At 72.9% G+C, this 24,318-nt stretch carries 19 protein-coding genes (1 of these 19 only partly in view); 9 read left to right on the plus strand and 10 right to left on the minus strand.

Translation table 11 applies throughout. The features are described from left to right. Positions 1–1,044, plus strand: the 3' portion of a protein-coding gene (gene ptsP / locus OIE75_RS06170) for a phosphoenolpyruvate--protein phosphotransferase (RefSeq protein ID WP_329469859.1). The gene continues 627 nt to the left of window position 1, outside the view; the window shows 1,044 of its 1,671 coding nt (coding positions 628–1,671); its start codon lies off the left edge, out of view; its stop codon occupies positions 1,042–1,044. Between the two features lie 69 nt (positions 1,045–1,113). Here ptsP and OIE75_RS06175 read toward each other — a convergent pair whose 3' ends face one another. Further along, positions 1,114–2,004 (minus strand): hypothetical protein, encoded by an 891-nt coding sequence (locus tag OIE75_RS06175; protein ID WP_329469860.1) that lies wholly within the window; start codon positions 2,002–2,004, stop codon positions 1,114–1,116. Between the two features lie 121 nt (positions 2,005–2,125). Next, entirely contained in the window at positions 2,126–4,102 is a 1,977-nt protein-coding gene (locus OIE75_RS06180; RefSeq protein ID WP_329469861.1) for an acetoacetate--CoA ligase, read from the minus strand. Positions 4,103–4,314: 212 nt separating this feature from the next. On the opposite strand from OIE75_RS06180, the gene OIE75_RS06185 reads away from it, so the two are divergent. After that, positions 4,315–6,693: a glycoside hydrolase family 31 protein gene (locus tag OIE75_RS06185; RefSeq protein WP_329469862.1), complete on the plus strand. Its 2,379-nt coding sequence runs from the start codon at positions 4,315–4,317 to the stop codon at positions 6,691–6,693. Here the strand turns inward: OIE75_RS06185 and OIE75_RS06190 are convergent. Together OIE75_RS06190 and OIE75_RS06195 are read right to left on the minus strand one after the other, a co-directional pair. Next, positions 6,684–7,220 carry an NUDIX domain-containing protein gene (locus tag OIE75_RS06190; protein ID WP_307010370.1) on the minus strand — a complete coding sequence of 179 codons (537 nt, stop codon included), beginning with the start codon at positions 7,218–7,220 and terminating at the stop codon, positions 6,684–6,686. The genes OIE75_RS06185 and OIE75_RS06190 overlap by 10 nt on opposite strands. 48 nt (positions 7,221–7,268) lie before the next feature. Next, a complete protein-coding gene (locus OIE75_RS06195) occupies positions 7,269–8,078 on the minus strand; it encodes a M15 family metallopeptidase (RefSeq protein ID WP_329469864.1) in 810 nt (269 codons plus the stop codon). A 149-nt stretch (positions 8,079–8,227) separates the two neighbouring features. Here OIE75_RS06195 and OIE75_RS06200 point away from each other — a divergent pair, with 149 nt between their 5' ends. From OIE75_RS06200 to glpK, 3 genes are all read left to right on the plus strand, one after another. Beyond that, on the plus strand, positions 8,228–9,853 hold the full coding sequence (locus tag OIE75_RS06200) for a GGDEF domain-containing protein (protein WP_307010372.1): 1,626 nt from the start codon (positions 8,228–8,230) through the stop codon (positions 9,851–9,853). Between the two features lie 328 nt (positions 9,854–10,181). Beyond that, positions 10,182–10,931: an MIP/aquaporin family protein gene (locus OIE75_RS06205; protein WP_329469866.1), complete on the plus strand. Its 750-nt coding sequence runs from the start codon at positions 10,182–10,184 to the stop codon at positions 10,929–10,931. 51 nt (positions 10,932–10,982) lie between these two features. Further along, positions 10,983–12,518, plus strand: a complete 1,536-nt coding sequence (glpK, locus tag OIE75_RS06210; RefSeq protein ID WP_329469868.1) for a glycerol kinase GlpK — start codon at positions 10,983–10,985, stop codon at positions 12,516–12,518. Between the two features lie 147 nt (positions 12,519–12,665). Here glpK and OIE75_RS06215 read toward each other — a convergent pair whose 3' ends face one another. The 4 genes from OIE75_RS06215 to OIE75_RS06230 are packed head-to-tail and all read right to left on the minus strand — an operon-like array spanning position 12,666 to position 16,866. After that, on the minus strand, positions 12,666–13,271 hold the full coding sequence (locus tag OIE75_RS06215) for a GTP-binding protein (RefSeq protein WP_329469870.1): 606 nt from the start codon (positions 13,269–13,271) through the stop codon (positions 12,666–12,668). A 46-nt stretch (positions 13,272–13,317) separates the two neighbouring features. Then, complete coding sequence (locus OIE75_RS06220; RefSeq protein ID WP_161329009.1) at positions 13,318–13,713, minus strand: DUF742 domain-containing protein; 396 nt, start codon at positions 13,711–13,713, stop codon at positions 13,318–13,320. Between the two features lie 10 nt (positions 13,714–13,723). Then, complete coding sequence (locus OIE75_RS06225; protein ID WP_064726831.1) at positions 13,724–14,158, minus strand: roadblock/LC7 domain-containing protein; 435 nt, start codon at positions 14,156–14,158, stop codon at positions 13,724–13,726. After that, the gene (locus tag OIE75_RS06230) at positions 14,155–16,866 is read right to left on the minus strand and encodes a sensor histidine kinase (RefSeq protein WP_307010381.1); all 2,712 of its coding nucleotides are present in this window, start codon (positions 16,864–16,866) and stop codon (positions 14,155–14,157) included. Before OIE75_RS06230 ends, OIE75_RS06225 begins: the two co-directional genes overlap by 4 nt. Positions 16,867–17,292: 426 nt before the next feature. On the opposite strand from OIE75_RS06230, the gene OIE75_RS06235 reads away from it, so the two are divergent. Further along, a complete protein-coding gene (locus tag OIE75_RS06235; protein ID WP_373463069.1) occupies positions 17,293–17,859 on the plus strand; it encodes a hypothetical protein in 567 nt (188 codons plus the stop codon). Between the two features lie 109 nt (positions 17,860–17,968). Here OIE75_RS06235 and OIE75_RS06240 read toward each other — a convergent pair whose 3' ends face one another. Together OIE75_RS06240 and OIE75_RS06245 are read right to left on the minus strand one after the other, a co-directional pair. Then, positions 17,969–19,174: an NAD(P)/FAD-dependent oxidoreductase gene (locus tag OIE75_RS06240; protein ID WP_329469874.1), complete on the minus strand. Its 1,206-nt coding sequence runs from the start codon at positions 19,172–19,174 to the stop codon at positions 17,969–17,971. Further along, positions 19,171–19,494, minus strand: coding sequence for a bifunctional 3-phenylpropionate/cinnamic acid dioxygenase ferredoxin subunit (locus OIE75_RS06245; RefSeq protein WP_307010387.1), 324 nt, complete (start codon positions 19,492–19,494; stop codon positions 19,171–19,173). Before OIE75_RS06245 ends, OIE75_RS06240 begins: the two co-directional genes overlap by 4 nt. Positions 19,495–19,779: 285 nt before the next feature. Here OIE75_RS06245 and OIE75_RS06250 point away from each other — a divergent pair, with 285 nt between their 5' ends. From OIE75_RS06250 to OIE75_RS06260, 3 genes are all read left to right on the plus strand, one after another. Further along, entirely contained in the window at positions 19,780–20,523 is a 744-nt protein-coding gene (locus OIE75_RS06250) for an IclR family transcriptional regulator (RefSeq protein ID WP_122617453.1), read from the plus strand. Between the two features lie 242 nt (positions 20,524–20,765). Further along, positions 20,766–21,851: an S-(hydroxymethyl)mycothiol dehydrogenase gene (locus OIE75_RS06255; RefSeq protein WP_307010389.1), complete on the plus strand. Its 1,086-nt coding sequence runs from the start codon at positions 20,766–20,768 to the stop codon at positions 21,849–21,851. Then, positions 21,848–24,304, plus strand: coding sequence for a GcvT family protein (locus OIE75_RS06260; RefSeq protein ID WP_307010391.1), 2,457 nt, complete (start codon positions 21,848–21,850; stop codon positions 24,302–24,304). The genes OIE75_RS06255 and OIE75_RS06260 overlap by 4 nt, the downstream gene beginning before the upstream one ends. Positions 24,305–24,318 lie beyond the last annotated feature (14 nt).

The raw sequence follows: 24,318 nt of genomic DNA on the forward strand, positions 1-24,318 counted from the left end.
GAGGGCACGGTCGTGGCCGTCGACGGGAGCACCGGGCAGATCTTCGTGAACCCCGACGCAGAGAAGAAGGAGCGGCTGGCGTCGGAGGCGGCCGAGCGCAAGGCGGCGCTGGCCGCCGCGACCGGCCCGGGTGCGACGTCGGACGGGCACAAGGTGCCGCTGCTCGCGAACATCGGTGGTCCCGCCGACGTACCGGCGGCGGTGGAGGCCGGGGCGGAGGGCGTCGGTCTCTTCCGTACCGAGTTCCTCTTCCTCGACGACAGCAAGAACGCGCCGACGGAGGAGAAGCAGGTCTCCGCCTACCGGCAGGTGCTGGAGGCGTTCCCCGAGGGCCGGGTCGTCGTGCGGGTGCTGGACGCCGGCGCGGACAAGCCGCTGGACTTCCTGACCCCGGGCGACGAACCGAACCCGGCGCTGGGTGTGCGGGGTCTGCGGACGCTGCTGGACCACCCGGACGTGCTGCGGACGCAGCTGACGGCGCTGGCGAAGGCCGCGGAGGGTCTGCCGGTCTACCTCGAGGTCATGGCGCCGATGGTGGCGGACCGGGCCGACGCCAAGGCGTTCGCGGACGCCTGCCGCGAGGCCGGGCTGCGGGCGAAGTTCGGCGCGATGGTGGAGATCCCGTCGGCCGCGCTGCGTGCGCGCTCGGTCCTCCAGGAGGTCGAGTTCCTGTCGCTGGGCACCAACGACCTCGCGCAGTACACCTTCGCCGCCGACCGTCAGGTGGGTGCGGTGTCCCGGCTGCAGGACCCGTGGCAGCCTGCGCTGCTCGACCTGGTCGCGCTGTCCGCCGAGGCGGCGAAGGCCGAGGGCAAGAGCTGCGGCGTGTGCGGTGAGGCCGCGGCGGATCCGCTGCTGGCGTGTGTGCTGACGGGTCTGGGTGTCACCTCCCTCTCCATGGGTGCGGCGTCGCTGCCGTACGTGCGGGCGACGCTGGCGAAGTTCACGCTGGCGCAGTGCGAGCGGGCCGCCGCGGCCGCCCGGGCGGCGGAGAGCGCCGAGGAGGCGCGCAACGCGGCTCAGGCGGTGCTGTCCGGCGAGTAGGGCCGGGCGGGGCCGCGGCTGTCGCTGTGTACGGGGCGTTCCACCTCCGGGTGGGGCGCCCCGCGGTCGTCAGTGGTGGTGTCCCGGGGGCAGGTGGTCGTCTCCGAGGTCGGGCGGGGCGCAGTAGTCGACGTTGGACTCCGGGGAGATGAGGTCGCCGTTCTCGACGTCGGTGCAGTACGCGTCGAAGATCTCGCCGGCGGTGAGGGGTTCGAGGCCGTATCCGCGCAGTCGCCAGCCGTGGATGCGGTCGGGGCCGCTCGCCGGGCTGATGCGCATGACGAGTCCGCCGGGGCTGTGGGTGGCCAGGCCGAGGGCGAGGACGCTGGTGAATTCGAGGGCCTCGGCCTCGTCGAGGTGCGGGGTGCCGTCGATCTCCTCGTCGGCGTGCAGGACGGAGACGAGGTCTTCCGGGGATCCCGAGACGCTGCACACCAGGTGCCGGTTGCCCGGTGGGGCCGTGCGCAGGACCTGGAGCAGGAGGCGCGAGGCCCGGGTGAAGGCGGCTCGGCCGAGATCTTCGCCGCAGGTGGAGCACGCGCCGAGGCGGGCGAGCAGGGTGGAGGCGTACTCCCAGGTGGCCTGGCGGACGGCCTCGTCGACCAGGGCCGGCAGCAGGTCGGTGAGGGGCTGGCCCTCGTACGGGACGGTGGGTCCGTTGGTGGCGAGTTCGGCGGTGAAGCGGGTCCGGCTGGCGGGGGCGTCGGGGTCGAGGCCCGCCGTGGTGCAGTAGTCGGCGTACTCCTCCGGGTCGAAGAGGGCGATCGTGGTGTGGGTGCCCTCTGCGGCTCGTGCCCTCAGGAGGGCTTCGACCTGGCGGAGATAGGCGGCGTGGTCGTGGAAGGTGAAGCTGCGGTAGCGCCGCATGGCGCGGAAGTCGTGTTCGTCGGTGAGCAGTCCGATGGTGCCCGCGATTTCGCGGCGCAGGACGCGTCGCATGGTCTGGTCGGTGTGCGCCATGTTTCCCCCTGTGCACGGTCGATCAATGCTCACTCACAGTAATCGGCGGCACTGACAACGGCGTCGGGCGGGCGCGGGCCGGCCGGGCGCCGTCGAGGCGGCCGGCCGGTCGAGTGCCTGGTCAGGAGCGTTTGCGGGCCAGGTCCTCGTAGAAGTGGAGCAGGTCGAGGTTGTCGATGGAGCCGGGGTTGACGGCCTTGTCCAGGGGGGTGCCCTGGAGGAGGCGCTTGACCGGTACCTCGATGCGTTTGCCGGTCAGCGTGTGCGGGATGCCGGGTACCTCGATGACCTCGTCGGGGACGTGGCGCGGGGAGAGCTGTTCGCGGATGGTCCGTTTGATGCGGTCGAGCAGGGGCTCGTCGAGGGTGGCTCCTGGGGCGAGGTGCACGAACAGGGGCATCCAGTAGCCGCCGTCCGGCTGTTCGATGCCGATGACGAGGGATTCCCTGATCTCGGGGAGTCGTTCGACGGCTTCGTAGATGTCGGCGGAGCCCATGCGGACGCCCTGCCGGTTGAGGGTCGAGTCGGAGCGGCCGTGGATGACGACGGAGCCGCGTGAGGTGAGGGTGATCCAGTCCCCGTGCCGCCAGACGCCGGGGTAGGTGTCGAAGTAGCTGTCGTGGTAGCGGCTGCCGTCGGGGTCGTTCCAGAAGCGGATCGGCATCGACGGCATGGGGTTGGTGACGACCAGCTCGCCGACCTCGTCGGTGAGGGGGTTGCCCTGGGGGTCCCAGGCCTGGAGGTCGGTGCCCAGGCCCGGGGCCTGGAGTTCGCCGATGTACACGGGAAGGGTGGGGACCGCGCCCGCGAAGCAGGAGCACACGTCGGTGCCGCCGCTGACGGAGGCGATCCACAGGTCCGCGCCGCTCTCGGCGAACTCGTCGTGCAGCCAGCGGAAGCCGTCAGGCGGGAGCGGGGAGCCGGTGGTGGCGACGCACTGGACGCGGGAGAGGTCCAGGTCGCGGGCCGGGTGGACGTCGGCCTTGCGGCAGGCCATGACGTAGGCGGCGGAGGTGCCGAAGAGGGTGGCGCCGGTGCGTTCGGCGATGCGCCACTGGGCGTCCGTCGCCGGGAATCCGGGGCTGCCGTCGTAGAGGACGATCGTCGTCCCGGTGAGCAGGCCGGAGACGAGGAAGTTCCACATCATCCAGCCGGTCGACGTGTACCAGAAGAAGCGGTCCTCGGGGCCGAGGTCGCAGTGCAGCCCGAGCTGTTTGAGGTGTTCGACCAGGATGCCGCCCTGGGACTGGACGATGGCCTTGGGCAGGCCGGTGGTGCCGGAGGAGTACAGCACCCACAGGGGGTGGTCGAAGGGCACCTGTTCGTAGACGGGTTCCGTGTCCGCGCCCGTCAGGGTGCCCCAGTCGAGCGCTCCCTCGGGGGCCTCGGTGCCGAGGAGCGGGATGTGGACCACGGCGCGCAGGGTGGGCAGTTCGCGGCGGAGTTCGGCGACGGTGTCGCGGCGGTCGTGTTCCTTGCCGCCGTAGCGGTAGCCGTCGACGGTGAACAGGACGACGGGCTCGACCTGCTGGAAGCGGTCCAGGACACTGCGGGCGCCGAAGTCGGGGGCGCAGGAGGTCCAGACACCGCCGACGGCCGCGGTGGCGAGGAGGGCGACCACGGCCTGGGGGATGTTCGGGAGGTAGCCGCTGACGCGGTCCCCGGGGCGGACGCCGAGGGCCCGCAGTTCGGCGGCGAGCGAGCCGACCTGGCGGCGCAGCTCGCCCCAGGTGACGGGGACGGTCTCGTGGGTCTCGTCGACGTGGAGGAGGGCCGGTTCGTCCGCGCGGGTGGCCGCGGCGCGCAGGGCGTGCTCGGCGTAGTTGAGGGTGGCGCCGGGGAACCACTGGGCTCCGGGCATCACGCGGTCGGCCAGTACGTGCGCGTAGGGGGTCGAGAAGCGGACGTCGAACCACTCCGTGACGGCTTTCCAGAAGGTTTCCGGCTCGTTCACGGACCAGCGGTGCAGTGCGGGGTAGCCGCCGTCGGCGGGGGCGTCGTGGTGGTCGGACGCCCAGGTCTGGAACCTGGTGATCCGCGCCTGGGCGACGCGCTGGGGGTCTGGCTGCCAGAGCGGCTGGGGGGTGACGGTCGACATGGGCGGCTCCCGGACTGTGCGCGTCGTGTGCGTCCTCCGCGCACGGGCTGGGGTGTGCGCGTGACGCAGCTGACACGGACGATGCCATGTGATCGACTTCCGCACCAGGGCGTGCCCCACATAGTCGGTGTCGTGAAGATGTGGTCCCGTCACGGGTGAACGGCAGTTGAACGACGCCCCTGGGCGCGCTCGTCGATGGCAGGGTGAGCAGCATGGACGGTCGTGACCTGGTGCGTTCGATGAAGACGTTCGGTTCGGCGGGGGCGGCGCAGGGGTTGCGTAGCGTGCGGGTGGCGTGGCGCCGGAGGCGGGCCGATGCCGCGGGACTGCCGCCGCGGGGTGCGGAGCGGGCGAGGGTGCCGGGCCCGATGCGGGAGGTGGAGCCCGGACCGGGGGGCGGGGTGATCCGGTTCGGCCGCTCGGAACTGCGCATCCTCGTCGCCGTGAACGGGGCGGTCTTCTGGGGCTGGGACGGGGCGGGTCCGGAGCCGTCGTACGCGTTGGCGGGCCGTTGTCCTGAGCCGGATCCGCGGGCGGTGCTGGAGCCGGACAAGGACGGCGGCCGGCGGGTGGTCGCGGAGCGGGCCACGGTGGCGGTGTCCCGGCACGGAGCCGTCGAGGTGCGGACCCCGGGGGGCGTGGTGCTGCGGCGTGAGCTGCCGCCGCGCTGGTGGGAGCCGGCCGACGGCGGGCCGGCGCGCTGGACTCAGCGGTCGGAGGTGGCGGCGGACGCCCGGTTCTTCGGGCTCGGCGGGCGGTCCGCGGGGCCCCGGCTGCGAGAGGGCACGTACCGGCTGTGGAACACCGACTCGGGCCTGCCCTCCGTAGCGGGCGCGGACCCATTGTCCGTCACGATGCCGGTGCAGTTGGTGGTGGCCGACGCCGGGACGCATCTGGTCTTCCACGACAGCACGTGGGACGGCACGGTGGACCTGCGGGAGGGCGCGGAGGGGGCGGGCTCCGGGCACGACCGGCCGGGGCGGAGCGTGCTGCGGATGGACGGCGGTCCGCTGCGGTGCTGGGTGATGGTGGGTACGCCCGCGCGTGTGCTGCTCGCCTGGGCCTCGCTGACCGGGGCGCCCGCGTTGCCGCCGTCATGGGCGCTGGGTCACCATCACGCACTGTGGGGATCCGGTGACGAGGAGGAGGTCCGGCGGGTCGTCACCGGCTACCAGGAGCGTGATCTGCCGCTGGACGCGGTGCACCTGGGCATCGGTCATGCGGATGCCCACCAGGTGTTCACCGTGGACGAGGAGCGGTTTCCCAAGCTGCCGGTCCTCGCCGAGGAGCTGCGGCGGGACGGGATCCGGCTGGTGTCGGTCGTCGAGCCGGCGGTGCCCGCCGTGCCCGGCAACCCGGTGTACGACGGTGGGACGCGCGAGGACGTGTTCGTCCGGGAGGCCTCCGGGCCGGTCGTGCGGGGTGTGGCACGGGCCGGGGACGTGGTCTTCCCGGATTTCACCCACGCGCGTGCGCGCGAGTGGTGGGGCGAACGCTACGAGGAGCGGCTGGGGCAGGGGTTCGCCGGTGTGTGGCACGACCTGAACGCGCCCACGTCGTTCGCCGCCTTCGGGGAGCCGACGCTGCCGCGCTCCGCCCGACATTGGCTGGAGGGCGGGGGCGGTGACCACCGGGAGGCGCACAACGTCTACGGCCTGTGCATGGCCCGCGCCGCGTACGAGGGGCTGCGGGCCCTGGTGCCCGGCGAGCGGCCGTTCGTCGTCTCGCGCTCCGGGTGGGCCGGGCTTCAGCGGTACGGCGGCACGTGGTCGGGGGACGTGGCCACGGGCTGGCCGGGGCTGCGGGCGTCGCTGGCGTCGGTGCTGGGTCTCGGGCTGTGCGGGGTGCCGTACGCGGGGCCGGACGTGGGCGGGACCGACGGGAGTCCGTCGCCGGAGCTGTATCTGCGGTGGTTCCAGCTGGCGGCCCACCTGCCGTTGTTCCGCACCCACGGAGGGCCTCGGGCGGGGCGCAGGGAGCCGTGGGAGTTCGGGGCCGAGGTGCTGGAGTACGCGCGCGTGGCGCTCGCCGAGCGGCGTCGGCTGCTGCCGTACTTCGTGACGCTGGCGCATCTGGCCCGGCGTACGGGTGCGCCGTACGTGCGTCCGCTGTGGTGGTCGTCGCCGGAGGAGCGGGCGTTGCGGGACTGCGAGGACGCGTTCCTGCTGGGTGACTGTCTGCTGGTGGCGCCGGTGCTCGATCCGGGTGCGGACCGGCGCGCGGTGCGGTTGCCGCGGGGGTGGTGGTACGACGTGGTGACGGAGCGGGCGTACGAGGGGCCGGCGCAGGTGCTCGTGGAGGCTCCGTTGGCGCGGATCCCGGTGTTCGCGCGCGCGGGAGCGGTGGTTCCGGTGCGCGGGGAGGACGGGGCGCCGGAGTTGGAGGTGTGGGCGCCCGCGCGGGGGCGGACCGGCGGTGGGCTGGTCGTGCGGGACGCGGGCGACGGGTGGGTGGAACCGGAGATCGAGCGCTACGTGTCGCGCTGGGAGGATGAGCGGGTGATCGTGCGACGCGAGGGCGGGGACGGGGCCGGGGAGCCGCTCTGTCCTGTGCGTGTGCGAGGGCGGGCCGAGCGCCCGGCTCAGAGGTAGCGGCCCTCGAACCAGGACCGTACGGCCCTGGTGTGGAGCGGGAAGGCGAGCTCATCCGACCGGCGCAGGAGGTGCCAGCCCTCTGTCTCGTCGGTGGCGTGGGAGGCGGGGAGGCTCTCGGCCGGACGCTCGGGAAGGGAGCCGAAGAGCAGCAGGTGGCCGTCGGGCGAGCTCATGGCGTCGGCGAGCCGTACGTCGTGGCTCGCCGCGTCGATGCCGGTCTCCTCCTTGAGTTCGCGGACGACGGCCTGCCGCCAGTCCTCCCGGTCGTCGATGTAGCCGCCGGGCAGGGCGACGCCCCCGCGCGCGGGGGCCACGGTGCGAGTGATGACCACCAGGGCGGTGCCCTGCGTGTCGTACACGGGCTGGAGGGCCACCGCGACCGGCAGTGGGTTGCGGTAGGCCACGGTGCCGCAGGCGGGGCAAGTGCGGGGCCAGCCGGAGACGCCCTCTCCGTAGGGCGTGCCGCAGCTCGAACAGTGCGAATTCGGCGCGGAGTTGGGAACGGAGGTTTGAGTTTCGGACACGCGGCGGACTGTATCCGATTCGCGGAGCGGGCGGCTCCGGCAGCCCGTTCAGCGGCGGCCGGCGAGGGACCTGGTGGAGACCGGGAAGTCGAAGTAGGTGTCCGGGTAGGGCTCGGGCTTGTACGTGAAGTGCCACCACTCCTCGGGGAGGTTTACCAGGCCGACGTCCTCCAAGGTGTCCTTGAGCAGGAGGCGGTTGGCGCGCTGGGTGCCCTGGACGCGGGGGTCGAGGGTGTGGGAGCGGGTGTCGAAGCAGTCGTATCCGGTGCCCATGTCGACGGAGTTGTCGGGGAAGCGTTCGCCCTGCGGAGCGAAGCACGGCACCAGGGGCTGTCCGGGACGGTACGGCGGGGTGGGCTTCGCCGGGAGCCGTACGATCGTCAGGTCCATGGTCGAGCCCCGGCTGTGGCCGGACTTCTCCGCGATGTAGCCGTCGTCGAAGAGGCGGGTCTTGTCGACCTCCGGGTAGAACTCGGCCTTCATGGCCTGGTCGTCGAGGTCCTCGGCCCAGCGGACGAAGTGGTCGACGGCGCGCTGCGGCCGGTAGCAGTCGTACACCTTCAGGGAGTAGCCCTGGCGCAGCAGCCGGGTCTGCGCCTGGTGGAGGGCCTTGGCCGCGGGGCGGGTGAGGATGCACAGCGGTTGCCGGTAGCCGTCGATCGGTTCGCCGACGAAGTTGTGCGGGGTGACGTAGCGGATCTCCTGGATGATCGTCGGATCGACGCTTCTCAGCGCCACGAAGTTCTCCGGGGCCCTCGGTTCGGGCCTGGCCTGCGCGGTGGCGGGTACCGCCGTGACGGCGAGCAGGGCGGCGAAGGCGGGGGCCAGAGCGCGCAGCGCGGTCGAGAGTCGTGTCATGTTCCCTGCATCTATCAGGACCGACTCCCGTGAGGGAAGGGGGCGGCCCGGCGACTCACCGCGCGTGTGCGGTGCCGGTGAGCCGGAATCCCGCGTGAACGTCTCATGAACTGGGCCCGCGTGGGTGCCGGCGGCGCGATCCTGCTCCCGTGCGCTCCTGGACGGATCCTCTCCGCTTCGCCTTCCAACCGGTGGTCAATCTGATGACCGGCGGGGTCGCGGCGCTGGAGATACTCGCCCGCCCGGAGAGCGGCGACATTCTGGCCGAGGCGCGCCGCGACCCCGAACTCGACGGCCGCCTGGCGGTGTCGGCGCTGCGCGCGGCGGTGCGCAAGGAGACGCTGCTGCCGCTGCACGTCAACGTGTTCGCGGGCACCCTCGCCGATCTGGGCGGGCTGCAGCCCCTGCACGACGCCGTGCGGGAGGCGGGCCGGATGCCGTGGGAGGTGACGCTCGACGTCTGTCCGCCGTACACGCATGTGCCGCGGCAGGCCCTGCTGGAGGCGTTGACCGTGCTGCGGGCGCAGGGGTTCCGGATCTCCGCGGACGGGGTCGGCGACGGCGACGCGCCGCTGCGGCTGCTGACGGACCTGGCGCCGGAACTGGTCAAGCTCGACGCGTCGCTGCTGGCCAGGCCGGCGGCCGTGCGGGCGATGCGGGTGCTGTGCGACGAGATGGGGGCGCTGCTGTCGGTCGAGGGGGTCGAGACGGAGAGGCAGTACGCCGTCGCGCGGGCGGCCGGGGCGCAGTGGGCGCAGGGCGAGCTGTTCGCGCCGCCGGCCCGGCTGCCCGCGGCGGACGTGTACGTTCCGTCCGGCCCGCCCGGCGTCGTACCGGCGCCGCGGTCGGGGCCGTCGGTACGGCAGTTCGTGCGGCCGGCCGCGCTGCTGCCCGTGACGGCCTCGGCGGGTCAGGTGCGGGCCCTGCTGACCGGGTCGCCCGACGTGTCCGGGGTGCTGCTCGTGGACCGCGACGGCGTGCCGGTGCGGTCGGTGCACCGCTCCCGCTTCCTGCTGTCCATGTCGGCACGTTACGGGCACGCTCTCTACGCCGACCGCCCGGCCGCGAAGCTGGGCGACGCGCCGCGGACGGTGGGCGTGGACGCGACGGCCTGGGAGGTACTGGACGTGGTGGCGGTCGGCGGCCGGGGCCGTACGTCGGACGACGTGGCCGTGGTGGACGCGTATGGGCGGTGCGTGGGCGTCGTACGGCTCGCGGACCTGGTGCGGGCGCTGGCCGAGAGCCGGGTGGAGGAGGCGGCCGGGCTCAACCCGCTGACCCGGCTGCCCGGTTCGGACGCCATCACGGGCGAGGTGGACCGGCGGATCGCGGACGGGCGGGCGTTCGCGCTGAGCTGGCTCGACGTGGACCACTTCAAGCAGGTGAACGACGGGGCCGGGTTCGCCGCGGGGGACGAGTTGATCCGGTCGGTCGGGCAGGCGCTGCTCCGGTCGGCGAAGGGGACCACGCGCGTGGGGCACATCGGCGGGGACGACTTCCTGGTGCTCACCGACCCGGACGGGCTGGATCCGCTGGTCGCCTCCGTGCTGGACGTCCCGTGGTCGGCCGGCGGGCGGTCCGTGACGCTCTCCCTCGCGACGGTCCTGTGCGCGCCGGGCAGCGTGCCGGACCACCGGCAGGCCGCGGCAGGCCTGGCACCGCTCAAGAAGGCCGCCAAGGCGTTGCGCGGCGCGAGTTGGGTGCTGGGCCGGGCGGGTGCGCCGGGGCACGAGGTCCGGCGCGGCTCGGACCGGTCGGCGGCGCCCGCGGGCTGAGCGGACGGCCGCCGCGCCAGGGGGCGGGACATGCCGTCGGCCACGCGCGCGTGGCGGCGTGTCGCCGGAACCGTTGCCGTCGGCCACCTTGACGCTCCCGGGACGCCGGTGAACACTTCCGGTGTCAGTCGACATCGCCGTACATCTCGGCGTATTCCGGTCTGCGTCGCGCGGGTTCCCCGGTGCTCGGGGGCCCGCTCCCCCACGGGCGGTTCGGCTGCTACGGCACGCTCGTCACCCACGCCCCCGCGGCGGAACTCGCCATGGGAACGCACCCCGCACGTGAGGACCGGGGCCGACCGTCCCGGGCCAGGGCCTAGGAGCCGCCATGAGCAACGGAGACATCTTCGTCGGCGAGATCATCGGTACGGCGATCCTCATCCTCTTCGGCGCGGGTGTCTGCGCCGCCGTGACCCTCCGGTACAGCAAGGCGCGGGCGTCGGGGTGGGTGGTGATCGCGTTCGGCTGGGGGTTCGGTGTGCTGGCGGGCGCGTACACCGCGGCGCCGCTGTCCGGCGGGCATCTCAACCCCGCCGTCACCCTCGGGATCGCCGTCGACACCGGCGAGTGGGGCAAGGTCTGGGTATACCTGCTCGGCCAGCTGGTGGGGGCGATGCTCGGCGCCGTCCTGTGCTACCTCACCTACTTCGCCCAGTTCCAGGCCAACGTCCGCCAGACCGGTACCACCGAGGGCAGCGCGGACGAGCCGGTGCCGACGCTCGGCATCTTCTCCACGATCCCGGAGATCCGGAACCCGGTCGCCAACCTGGTCACGGAGATCATCGCGACCGTCGGGCTGGTGCTGCCGATCCTGGCCTTCGGACTCACCGAGGGGCTCGGCGAGTCCGGGACGCTGGTGCTGATCGTCTCCCTGCTCGTGGTCGGGATCGGCCTCTCCCTCGGCGGGCCGACCGGTTACGCCATCAACCCCGCGCGCGACCTCGGTCCGCGCATCGTGCACACCTTCCTGCCGATCCCCAACAAGGGCACCTCCGACTGGGGTTACGCCTGGGTGCCGGTGGCCGGGCCGCTGATCGGCGGGGTGCTCGCCGGGTTCATCTACAGCATGGCCTTCTGAACGGTCCTCCCAACGGCCTTCCGTCCTCCGAATCCAGCCCAAGGGGCAGCCATGACGGACCACTCCACGAAGTACGTCGCCGCGATCGACCAGGGCACCACCTCCAGCCGCTGCATCGTCTTCGACCAGGACGGCGCGATCGTCGCCGTCGACCAGCGCGAACACCGCCAGATCTTCCCCAAGCCGGGCTGGGTGGAGCACGACGCCACCGAGATCTGGTCCAAGGTGCAGGCGGTGGTCGCCGGGGCGATCGCCAAGGCCGGGCTGCGGGCCGACCAGCTCAGCGCACTGGGCATCACCAACCAGCGCGAGACGACCGTGCTGTGGGACCGGGCGACCGGCAAGCCGGTGCACAACGCCATCGTGTGGCAGGACACCCGTACCTCGGCGCTGTGCCGCCAGTTAGGCGGCACGGACGGGCAGGACCGTTTCCGCGAGTCGACCGGGCTGCCGCTGGCCAGCTACTTCTCCGGGCCGAAGGCGGCCTGGCTGCTCGACAACGTGCCCAGCCTCAGGGCCCGGGCCGAGCGCGGCGAGATCGCCTTCGGCACCATCGACTCCTGGCTGATCTGGAACCTCACCGGCGGCACCGAGGGCGGGCGGCACGTCACCGACGTGACCAACGCCGGGCGCACCATGCTGATGGACCTCCGCACCCTCCAGTGGGACCCGGCCATCCTCTCGGCGATGAACATCCCCGAGGCCGTGCTGCCGGAGATCAGGTCGTCCGCCGAGGTGTACGGCACCGCCGTCGGCCAGCTCGCCGGCGTGCCCGTGGCCTCGGCGCTCGGCGACCAGCAGGCGGCCGTGTTCGGCCAGGCCTGCTACGACGTAGGCGCGGCGAAGAACACCTACGGCACGGGCAGCTTCCTGCTGCTCAACACCGGTGACCGGCCGGTGCCGTCGAAGAGCGGGCTGCTCACGACGATGGGCTACAAGATCGGCGACGAGGCGCCCGTCTACTGCCTGGAGGGTTCGATCGCCGTCACCGGCGCCCTGGTGCAGTGGTTCCGCGACCAGCTCGGCATCATCCGCGACGCGGACGAGATCGAGCCACTGGCGGCGAGCGTGGCGGACAACGGGGGCGCCTACATCGTGCCCGCGTTCTCCGGGCTCTTCGCGCCGTACTGGCGTTCCGACGCGCGCGGGGTGGTCACCGGGCTCACCCGGTACGTCACCAAGGCGCATCTCGCGCGGGCGGTGCTGGAGGCGACGAGCTGGCAGACGCGTGAGGTCGTGGACGCGATGTACCAGGACTCGGGGGTGCGCATCACGACTCTGAAGGTCGACGGGGGCATGACGAAGAACGGGCTGCTGATGCAGCACCAGGCGGACGTGCTGGGGGTGCCGGTGATCCGGCCCCGGGTCTCCGAGACGACCTGCCTCGGCGCCGCGTACGCGGCCGGGCTGGCCACCGGAGTGTGGAACGGTCTCGACGCCCTCCGGGCGCACTGGCAGCGGGACGCCGAGTGGGCCCCCGCGATGGAGTCTTCGGTGCGCGACCGCGAGTACCGCAACTGGCGCAGGGCGGTGGAGAAGAGCTTCGGCTGGCTGGAGGACGAAGACGGTCCGGGTCCGGCCGGCTGAGGGTCGAGCCCGGGGGTGTTCCGGGGTCCCCCTGATGCCCGTGAGATTCCGCTCGGATGGGATGGGCATCAGGGAGCGCGATGACCGTCACGTCCGACGAGGACGCGGTGCTGGAGGCGGAGTTCCGTGACCGGTGACCGGCGCCGGTCAGGTCGTGACGACCCGACGGCGGTCGGCTGCCTGGGCCATCGCGTGCTGGACCACGCCGACGAGGACCTCCTTGACCGACTCCCGGTCACGCGCGTCGCACATCACCACGGGCACGTCGGGGTCCAGATCGAGGGCCTGCCGGACGGTCTCGGAGGGATAGCGGGCCGAGCCCTCGAAGCAGTTGACGCCGACCAGGAAGGGGATGGAACGCCGTTCGAAGTAGTCGACGGCGGCGAAGCAGTCCTCCAGGCGGCGGGTGTCGGCCAGGACGACCGCCCCCAGCGCCCCCTCGGACAGCTCGTCCCACATGAACCAGAACCGCTCCTGGCCGGGCGTGCCGAACAGATAGAGCACCAGGTCCTCGCGCAGCGTGATGCGTCCGAAGTCCATGGCCACCGTGGTGGTGTGCTTCTCCTCCACCCCGCTCAGATCGTCGACGGGCCGCCCGGCCTCGGTGAGGAGTTCCTCGGTGCGCAGCGGCCGGATCTCGCTGACCGCGCCGACGAGGGTGGTCTTGCCCACGCCGAAGCCGCCGGCCACCAGGATCTTGAGCGTGACGGGCTCGACCGGCGGCTTGCCGCGCTGGGAACGCCCGAAGATCATCGGTCTCTACTCCTTAACGTGCCGCTCGACGAGCCGGTGGGAGGGTTCACAGTGCCCTCAGTCCATTGATCACGTCGCGCAGAATGTTCTCGTCCGGCAGTTCGGCCGGGGGTACGGGCCGGTTGACGTGGACGAGGTCGACGTCCACGAGGTCGCCGACCAGGACCCGCACGACCCCGATCGGCAGGTCGAGTTCGGCGGCGAGTTCGGCGACCGACTGCGGGGTCTCCCGGCACAGTCCGACGATGTCCACGTGCTCCGGCGAGAGGGTGACGTCCGCCTCGGGGTCGTCCGCGTGGGGTTCCGTGACGACCACCGCGATCAGGTCGAGGCGGTGCTGGGCCGCGCTGGTGGTGCGACCGCGCGTCATGGCGTACGGACGGACGACGGGGCCGGCCTCGTCGTCGAACCAGTGGTTTCTTCCCTGACCGTCTGCGCTCATGTCATCCCACTTACCCGCCCGAGGGCACATCGGTGCGTGGAGCGGTGGCCAGGTGTGCGCCGACCCGCTTGACGAGGAGGGTCATCTCGTAGGCGACCTGGCCGACGTCCGAGTCGGCGTCCGAGAGTACGGCGAGGCAGCTGCCGTCGCCGGCGGCGGTGACGAACAGGAAGGCGTCGTCGAGTTCGACGACCGTCTGCCGGACGCTGCCCGCCTCGAAGTGGCGGCCCACGCCCTTGGCGAGGCTGTGGAAGCCCGACGCCACGGCGGCCAGGTGCTCGCTGTCCTCCCGGGTCAGGTCCTTGGACGCACCCGTCGCCAGGCCGTCGCCGGACAGGACGACTGCCTTGCGGATGCTCGCGACCCGGTCCACCAGGTCGTCGAGGAGCCAGTTCAGCTCCCCGGACTTGGTCGCGCTGTGGCCGGTCGCCTTCGGTGCGGTCATCGACCGTCCCCCTCTGTCGTTCCTCGTGGTGCTGTTGGTGCCGTGCCGCCGGGGACGTCGTCACCCGCGGCGTTCTCCTCGCGCCCGCGCCGCCAGCCGCGCTGGAGTGAGGCCATCCGGCTGCGGACCTCGTCGGCGTCACGGTCGGCGGGGTCGGAGCGGTCCTCGGACGGTTCGGGGCCCTGCCGTAGCTGGGGCGCGAGGTTGGCCTGCCGCACGCGCCGGGGCAGCGCACCGGACTCCGCGGCGTCGGCGTCCCGCCCCTCGGCGCGGCCGCCTCCGGAGGCTTGGCCGCCGTCCCGGCCCGCGGGATGTCCGCGTTTCCGGCGGGAGGGCAGCGCGGGCGGTTCGTCCGCTCCTGCCCGCGGTGCGGCCGGGACGCGCGTGCCGTCGGCGTCCGCGTCCGCCGGGGGCTGCTCGTCCGCACCGTCCCGGGCGTCCCGTGAGGGGACCGGGCGGCCGTGCGAACTGACCAGCTTGGGGGTGCGGCGGCGGGGCAGCGGGAGGGGTGCGTCCGCGTCGGCCCGGTCGTCGTCCTGGCCCGACCGGTCGTCGTCGGCCGCGGCGAGCGAGCGGCGCGGGCGGAACAGGCCGCCGCGTTCACCGTCCTCGTCGTCGAGCCCGCCCGGCAGGCCGTCGAGGGCGTCCAGGTCGACGGGCGCCTCCAGTTCCACCGGTCCGTCCAGCAGCGCGGCCGGGCGCTCCGGCAGCCGCGCCGGCACGTGGGACAGGGCCGAACGACGGCTCTCCTGTCGCCCCTTCTCCTTGACGTGCTGGGGACGGTCGAGGCGGAAGCCGATGCCGTTGGTGTCGGGGGCGTCGTCCGAGAGCAGCGCGTCGGGGACGAAGACGACCGCGGTGGTGCCGCCGTACGGGGAGGGCTGGAGGGAGACCCGGACGTTCTGCCGCTGGGCGAGCCGGCTGACGACGAAGAGGCCGAGCCGGTCGGTGTCGGACAGCTCGAACTCGGGGGTCTCGGCGAGCCGGAGGTTGGCGTCCAGGAGGGCGTCGGCCGCCATCCCGAGGCCGCGGTCGTGGATCTCCAGGGTGAAGCCGTTGGCGACGCGCTCGCCCAGAACTTGGACGGCGGTGTGCGGTGGCGAGAACACCGTGGCGTTCTCCAGGAGTTCGGCCACCAGGTGGGTCAGGTCGGCGACCGCCGGCCCGGTGACGGCCACCCGCGGCAGCCTGCGGACCTCGATGCGCTCGTAGTCCTCGACCTCGGCGACGGCGGCCCGCACCACGTCCATGAGCTGGACGGGCTTGCGCCACTGCCGGGACGGGGCGGCGCCGGAGAGGATGACGAGGCCCTCGGCGTGCCGGCGCATCCGCGTGGTCAGGTGGTCGAGGCGGAACAGGTCGGCGAGTTCCTCGGTGTCCTCGGTCCTGCGCTCCATGGTGTCCAGCAGCGTGAGCTGCTTGTGCAGCAGCACCTGGCTGCGGCGCGCGAGGTTGACGAAGACCTCGGAGACACCGGCGCGGAGTTCGGCCTGCTTGACGGCGGCCTCCACGGCGGCCCGCTGCAGCGTGTTGAGGGCCTGGCCGACCTCGCCGATCTCGTTCCTGTCGTACTCCAGGCGCGGCACCTCGGTCTCCACGTCGACCTCCTCGCCCGCGGAGAGGCGGCGCATGACGCTGGGCAGCCGGACGCCGGACGCCTCGTGTGCCTCCAGTCTCAGCTGCTTGAGGTCACGGATCAGGGAGCGGCCGACGCGTACCGAGAGGAACAGGGAGTAGAGCAGGGCGATCAGGCCGAGCGCGCCGGCGATGACCACTTTGGCGATGACGTTCGTCGCGACCGGGTCGACCCGGTCCTGGTAGCGGTCGGCCGCGTCGTCGTCGAGGGCGCCGAGTTCCTCCAGGACGCTGCCCGCGGCGGTGTCCCAGCTCTTGGCGGTGACGCCGCGGGGCGTCCCGGCCCCGGCGGAGAGGGCGGCCTCCTCGGCGGTCCGCAGCGGGGCGGAGGAGGCGTTCTTCCAGAAGCGCTCGTAGCGGCCGCGTTCGGCGGACGGCAGCAGCGGCAGGTTGATGCCGTACATCAGGGTGCGCTGCGCCACGAGGTCGGAGACGTCCCGGATCTCGGCGCGGGTGAGCCGGCCGGTGACCAGGGCGGAGCCGAGGAGGGCGTCCTCGCGGGAGAGGAGTTCGCGGGCGCGGGAGAGGTTGACGAGCGCGCGGTACTGCTTGTCCAGACCGACGTTGTCGACGACGTTCAGACTCGCGAGCAGGTCGTGGCAGGGGTCGACCAGGCGGTTGTAGAGGCCGAGCGCCTGCGCGCGGTCGACGGTGCCGTCCTCGACGCTGCGGCGCAGCGAGCCGATGCCATCGAAGGCGTCGAGTACGGCGGTGAGCCGCTCCTCCTCGGTCTGTCCCATTTCGTCGCGCACGCCGGGGTCGGCGGCGTTGCTGCGGATCTCGGCGACGGCGTCGTCCGTGGCGGTGCGGCTGCGCTGGAGGGCGGCGAACCCGTCGGAGGCGCGCGGGTCGGCGAGGTGGACGAGGGTCTGGCGGCGTTCCTGCTGGAGGACGCGGACGGTGTCCTCGATCGGGTAGCCGATCTCCTCGACGACGGTGGAGACGCTGAACAACCGTTCCGCCTCGCGCCCCGTGAGTACCGTGGCGAACGCCCAGATCGCGGTCAGGGACACCAGCGGCACGAGAAGCAGCGCCACGATCTTCCGGCGGATCGACTTCCCGCGAAAGCGCATGGCCTCCCCCAGCTCGACCCCCTCCGGGAGGGGGTACACATGTGCGTCAACAAACGGCGCGAGCCTACTACTGACGCATACGTAACTCGAAGGCCCGTCCGGCGGGCGAACCTCCGCGCCAGGGTGCGGTGATGGTCAGTTGTCCGGTCATTGCGGGAGATTGCCTCCCGGGATCGGGGTGTGCGGGGAGGGTTCGGCTCCGGCTCGACCGGGCGGATTGGCCGAAATTCTTCGACTGCGCGGGCCTTTCGGGAATCTTGAGCGCACGTCGTTCGTCGTTCACTACGGGAAATGGAGGCGGAATCGGCCACAGGAGCCGCATCCCGCCTCTGGGCGGCGTAAAGCAGCGCAAGCCGGGCAGCCAGAGGGGAGCCGTGTCGTGGGACACGGTCGAGCTGTCTGCTGGCGGTGGGGAGTGACATGTCAATGGGCACGGCGGAGCGGCGCGGGGCGCCCGAGGACGGCGGTGCGGCCCGGGTGACCGCCCGATCGGCCCCCAAGGCACCGGATCGCGACGTTCCGGCAGCCGGTACGGGCGGACCGGCGTATGACCGGCCGGAGGGACCGGGGAGGCGGGCGGCGCGCGAGCAGCCGTCCGGCTACCGGCCGTTGTGGCGGGAGGAGCCCGCGCGGCGGCGTCGGCTGCCGGATCCGGTGCGTACGGCGGCCGTCCGCGCGGTGATCGTCGTCGCGGTGACGCTGATCATGGCGATGGTGGCCTTCCTGTGCACGATGGCGGAGTCCTGGCTGGCGTTCCCGATGGTGATCGGCAGTGTGGCGGGCACGGTGGTGGCCACGTGGGGCGTGCTGGACGTGTGGGTGACGCGGCAGGTCTGGAACCAGCGGCACGGCGTGGTGTCGGAGCCGAGCAGCACCGCGCGGGCCATGCGGCGCGAGCGTCGCCGGGCCCGGCGCCAGGAGAGGTCCGCCGAGCGGAGCCAGGAGCGGATACGCCGGCGGGGCGGTGGCGCGAGCCGGCTGTCACACCCTTGAGCGACTGAGCGGCCCTGGGACGGAGGCCCGCTCCGGGCGCCGTTGGCGGACCGCGACGCACGGCACGCCGGCCGGGTGGCTCCGCCGACGTCCCTCGCCGGGTCACGCCTCACCGCGCGCCCGGCCCCGCCCCACCGACGGTCACCGGTATCCCCGCCTCTTCGGCGGCGAGTTCGCGGCGGACCCGCATGAAGGGGCGCGGCCGGTCCACGGCGAGCACGGCGGTCGTACGCCCGTCTCGTTCGTAGCGGGCCAGGAAGCCGCCCTCGTCGGGCGCGCCGTCGGCGATCCCGCCCTCGGCGATGCGCACGGTGTCGCCGTCCCGGCGCCGCCCGGCGAACTGGAGGCGGGAGCCGTACTGGTCGGACCAGAAGTCCGGCACCGACCTCGCGCTCTCCAGCGTGCGTCCGGCGAGGAGGTTGCGCACCGCGGCCCGGGGCTGCTGGGTGGCGGAGGTCCAGTGCTCCGCGCGGGTGCCGCCGACGCGGGCCACATCACCGACGGCGACCACCTGCGGCAGGGCGGTCACACAGCCGTCGTCGCACAGGACGCCGTCGTTCAGGAGCAGGGGCGAGCCCGCCAGCCAGGCGGTGTTGGGGGTGGCACCGATGCCGACGACCACCACGTCCGCGGGCAGCGCGCGGCCGTCGGTGAGGTCGACCCCGGTGACGGCCGCCGTGCCGCGCAGCGCGGCCACGGACGCGCCGGTGACCAGCCCGACTCCGGCACGGCCGTGCAGGGAGGCGCAGACGGCGGCCAGTTCCGCGCCGAGGTGCGGCACGAGCGGCATCGCGGCGGCCTCGACGACGGTGACGGCGTGACCGAGGGCGGCGCACGAGGACGCGGTCTCCGCGCCGACGAAACCGCCGCCGACCACGACCACCCGGCACGGACCGCGGGTGAGGTGCGCGCGCAGGGCGCGGGCGTCGTCCAGGGTGCGCAGGGTGTGGACCCCGGCGAGGCCACCGCCGTTCAGGCGCCGTGCCGATGCCCCGGTGGCGACGACGACGCCGTCCGTGGACACGGTGCGGCCGTCGTCGAGCAGCACGGTCCGTCCGCGGGCGTCCAGGGCGCGGGCGCGGACACCGAGCAGCCAGTCGGCGTCCAGTTCGGCGGCCTCCTCGGCGTCGCTGAGCGCCAGGTGCTCCTCGTCGGCCCGGCCGGTGAGGAACTCCTTGGACAGGGGCGGCCGGTCGTAGGGCGGGTGGGGTTCGCCGCCGACCACCACGAGGCGTCCGTCGAACCCCTGGGCCCGCAGTTCCCGGGCGGCGTACAGGCCGGACAGGGAGGCACCGACCACGGTCACGGTCCTCATGCGGCGCTGCCCTCCTCCGCGGCGAGGTGGACGTGGACGAAGCCGTCCTCGACGCCGACCCGGTGGGTGCGCACCGCCCGGCGGGCCGGGAGGCAGGTCGGGAGGCCCGTGCGCAGGTCGAACGAGGCGGCGTGCAGCGGGCATTCGACCAGGCAGCCCTCCAGCCAGCCCTCGGAGAGAGAGGCGTCCTGGTGGCTGCAGGTGTCGTCGATGGCGTAGAGATCGCCGTCGTCGGTGTGGAAGACGGCGATCGGCGGACTGGTCTCGACGCGGACGGACCCGCCCTTGGGGAGGTCTTCGAGACGGCAGACGGGAATCATGGGCTCCCCTCTCGGTCCGGATCGCGTAGTTCGGCGGGGTGCGGAGCGCGTACCCTTCCGGGATCCGGACGCTTCGGTAACATGATGTTTCACATGGCGCACTGGAGAGCGCTATGCGCAACAGAATCCGGGCGGGCGCCCGTGGCGTCAAGGGCTTCCCGCAGATGCGGCCCGATCGGGCCGCCAGGTGGTGAGAGTTGAGCCATGACCCGCACACAGCAGCAGCCCGACCCTGGTGAGGACCGCGTGGAGAACAAGCAGTCAGGCAGGGGCGCGGTGAGCGGCGTGCAGTCGGTGGACCGCGCCGTGACCGTGCTGGAGATCCTCGCCCGGCTCGGGGAGGCGGGTGTCACCGAGATCGCCGACGAACTGGACGTGCACAAGTCCACGGCGTTCCGGCTGCTCGGCGTGTTGGAGAACCGCGGTCTGGTGGCGCAGGAGAAGGAGCGCGGCAAGTACTACCTGGGCGCCGGCGTGCTGCGGCTGGCGGGAGCGGCGGCCGTGCGGCTGGACATCTCGCAGGAGGGTGTGCCCGTCTGCCGCGAGCTGGCCGACGAACTCGGCGAGACGTCGAACATAGCGGTGCTGGACGACGACGCGGCGGTCAACGTCATGCAGGCCCGCGGCACCGCCTCGGTCACCGCACAGAACTGGCTCGGCCGGCGCACCCCGCTGCACGCCACCGCCAGCGGAAAGGTGCTGCTCGCCCATCTGCCGACCACCTTGCGCGAGGGGCTGCTGGCCCGCCCGCTGCACCGGTTCACCGAGCACACCGTCACCGGCGCGGCGGTGCTGCGCGGCGAGTTGGAGACGGTGACCGCGCAGGGTTACGCGATCACACAGGAGGAGCTGGAGATCGGGCTCGCGGCCGTGGCGGCGCCGGTGCGCTCGCACGACGGCAAGGTGATCGCCTCGATCAGTGTCTCGGGCCCGGTGTACCGGCTGACGCCGGAGCGGTTGCCCGACCTGGCCAAGCGCGCGCTGGCGGCGGGGGTCGAGCTGTCCCGGCGCATGGGCTACGGCGGCTGAGCCCTCCCACCCGGCGGGGCGGCCCCGCCGACGTCCCGTCCGACGGCGCGGGACCCGAACTCCCTTCCGGGGGCCCGGGTTCCGCGCCGTCCCGTGTCCGGTGTGTTTCGCACCCCGGGCCCGCCGCCCGCTCGTTTTGCCAAGGGTTAACCCGTACCTCTTGACGGCCCCTCGACGGCGTTCCCACTATGTTTCTCATCGCGCAACCCATCGTGCAATGCGCAACAGCAGAGGAGCTTCTCGTGTCACACGAGGTCCGTGCCGTAGTCGCTGTGAAGAGGGGCGCACCCGTCGAAGTGCAGACGATCGTCGTCCCGGATCCCGGGCCCGGCGAGGTTCTGGTCGCGGTGCAGGCCTGCGGGGTCTGTCACACGGATCTGCACTACCGCGAGGGCGCGATCACCGACGACTTCCCGTTCCTGCTGGGCCATGAGGCGGCCGGCACCGTCGAGGCGGTCGGCGAGGGCGTCACCGACCTCGCGCCGGGCGACTACGTGGTGCTGGCGTGGCGGGCGCCCTGCGGTGGCTGCCGGTCCTGCCGCCGCGGCCGCCCCTGGTACTGCTTCGACTCCCGCAACGCCGCCCGTCCGATGACCCTGCTGGACGGCACCCCGCTGACCACCGCCCTCGGCATCGGCGCCTTCGCCGAGAAGACGCTGGTCGCCGCGGGCCAGGCCGTGAAGGTCGACCCGGCCGCCCGGCCCGAGGCGGCCGGTCTCGTCGGCTGCGGGGTGATGGCCGGCTATGGCGCCGCCGTCAACACGGGCGGCGTCGGCCGCGGCGACTCGGTCGCCGTGATCGGCTGCGGCGGCGTGGGCGACGCGGCGATCGCCGGTGCCGCCCTGAACGGCGCCATGAAGATCATCGCGGTCGACGTGGACGGCCGGAAACTGGACCGGGCGGAACGGTTCGGCGCGACGCACACCGTCGACTCCCGCGGCACGGACCCGGTCGAGGCGGTCCGCGCCCTCACCGACGGCCACGGCGTGGACATCGCGATCGACGCCGTGGGCCACCCGGAGACGTTCCGCCAGGCCTTCTACATGCGTGACCACGCCGGAGTGCTGGTCCAGGTAGGCGTGCCCACACCGGAGACGACGGTCGAACTGCCGCTCATCGACGTGTTCTCGCGCGGCGGTGCGATCAAGTCGTCCTGGTACGGCGACTGTCTGCCGAGCCGCGACTTCCCGTTCCTGATCGACCAGTACCTGTACGGACTGCTCGACCTGGGCGCCTTCGTGTCGGAGACGACGACGCTGGACCGGGTGGAGGAGGCGTTCGGCAGGATGCGACGCGGCGAGGTGCTGCGCTCGGTGGTGGTCCTGTGAGCGGCCACGGCCTGCGGCCCCCGCCCCGCGTGGTGGTCATCGGCGCGGGCGTCGTCGGCTGCTCCCTCGCGGACGAGCTGACCGCGCGCGGCTGGACGGACGTCACCGTCCTCGAACAGGGCCCGCTGCCCGCGCCCGGCGGCTCCACCTCGCACGCGCCCGGCCTCGTCTTCCGGACCAGTCCGTCGCGCACCCTGACGGCGTTCGCGCGGTACACCGTCGAGAAGTTCACGTCCCTCACGTGGGACGGCGCCCCGTGCTTCCAGCGGGTCGGCGGCCTGGAGCTGGCCACCACGCCGGAGCGCCTCGCCGACCTGCACCGCAGGGCCGGTTACGCCGCCTCCTGGGGCGTGACCGGCGAGATCGTCGACGCCGCACGCTGCAAGGAACTCTGGCCGCTCCTCGACGAGTCGGTGGTCCTCGGCGGATTCCACACCCCGGGGGACGGGCTGGCCCGCGCCGTGCCCGCCTGCCGCGCCCAGCTGGACCGCGCCACCGCGCGGGGCGCACGTTTCCTGGAACGGCACACGGTCACCGGCATCGAGCGGCAGGACGGCCGGGTCACGGGCGTCGTCACCGACCGCGGCACCTTCCCCGCCGACCACGTCGTCTCCGCCGCCGGATTCTGGGGACCGGTCGTCGGCCGCATGGCCGGCGTCGACGTACCCCTGCAACCGCTGGCCCACCAGTACGCGAGGACGGGTCCGCTGCCCGAGCTGGGCGGCGCCACCGAGGAGGCATCGAAGCCGATCCTCCGTTTCCAGGACCGCGACCTGTACTTCCGTGAGCACGGCGACCGCCTCGGCGTCGGCTCCTACGCCCACCGGCCGCTGCCCGTCGACCCGTTCGCCGTGCCCGGCTACGACGAGGCACGCGCCCGGCACATGGACATGCCGTCGTCGTACCCCTTCACCCCGGAGGACTGGGCGCCGAGCTGGGAGGACTGCCGCCGGCTGATGCCCGCCCTGCGCGACTCGGACGTCGAGTCGGGCTTCAACGGCGTCTTCTCCTTCACCCCGGACGGCATGCCGGTCCTCGGCGAGTCCCGTGACCTGCGGGGCTTCTGGCTCGCGGAGGCGGTGTGGGTCACCCACTCGGCCGGTGTCGCCAAGGCCGTCGCCGAGTGGATGGTGAACGGACGGCCGTCGCTCGACGTCCACGAGTGCGACCTCACGCGCTTCGAGGAGGCGCAGCGGTCACCGGCGTACGTCCGCGAACGCGGCGCGCAGCAGTTCACCGAGGTGTACGACGTGATCCACCCGCTCCAGCCGATGGAGCGGCCGCGTCCGCTCAGGGTCAGCCCGTTCCACGCACGGCAGCGGGAGCTCGGCGCGTACTTCCTGGAGGGCGGCGGCTGGGAACGCCCGCACTGGTACGAGGCCAACGCCGGGCTCGCCCCGGACGCGCGCCTTCCCGACCGCGACGCCTGGTCGGCCCGGCACTGGTCTCCGATCGCGGCGGCGGAGGCGCGGGTCACCCGCGAGCGGGTCGCCCTGTACGACATGACGCCGCTGCGCCGCCTGGAGGTCACCGGGCCGGGCGCTCTTGCCTTCCTGGACCGCATGACCAGCAACAACCTGCGCAAGAAGCCAGGCGCGGTCACCTACACCCTCCTCCTCGACGAATCCGGAGGCATTCGCTCCGACCTCACCGTCGCCCGCCTCGCCCCCGACCGCTTCCAGATCGGCGCCAACTCCCCCGCCGACCTCGACCACCTCCTGCGCCACGCGCCCGGTGGGGAGGTGCACATCAGGGACATCACCTCCGGCACCTGCGGCGTCGGCGTCTGGGGCCCGCTCGCCCGCGACCTCGTCCAGCCGCTGACGCCGGACGACTTCTCGCACGAGGCGTTCGGCTACTTCCGCGCCCGGGAGACGTACGTCGGCCACGTGCCGGTGACCGCGATGCGCCTGAGCTACGTCGGTGAACTGGGCTGGGAGCTGTACACCACCGCCGACCTGGGCCTGCGGCTCTGGGACACGCTGTGGGAGGCCGGCCGGGACCTCGGCGTGATCGCCGCCGGACGCTCGGCCTTCAACTCCCTGCGCCTGGAGAAGGGATACCGGGCCTGGGGCACGGACATGACCGACGAGGACAACCCGTACGAGGCCGGTGTCGGCTTCGCGGTCCGCATGGACAAGGCGGACTTCGTCGGCCGGGCCGCGCTGGCCCGCGCGGGCGAGCCCGGCCGTCGCCTGACGCCGCTGCTCCTCGACGACCCGGCGGCCGTGGTCCTCGGCAAGGAGCCGGTCCACGTGGACGGCGCGCCCGCCGGGTACGTGACCAGCGCCTCGTACGGCTACACACTCGGCCGCTGCGTCGCGTACGCCTGGCTCCCCGCCGGCCTGGCCGCCGGCACCGGTGTGCACGTGGAGTACTTCGGCGAGAAGGTGCCCGCCACGGTCGCCGAGGAGCCGCTGTTCGACCCGAGGATGACCCGTATCCGCCGCTAGGACGCCAGGAGGCC

The sequence above is a fragment of the Streptomyces sp. NBC_01723 genome (genome assembly GCF_036246005.1).
Classification (GTDB): domain Bacteria; phylum Actinomycetota; class Actinomycetes; order Streptomycetales; family Streptomycetaceae; genus Streptomyces.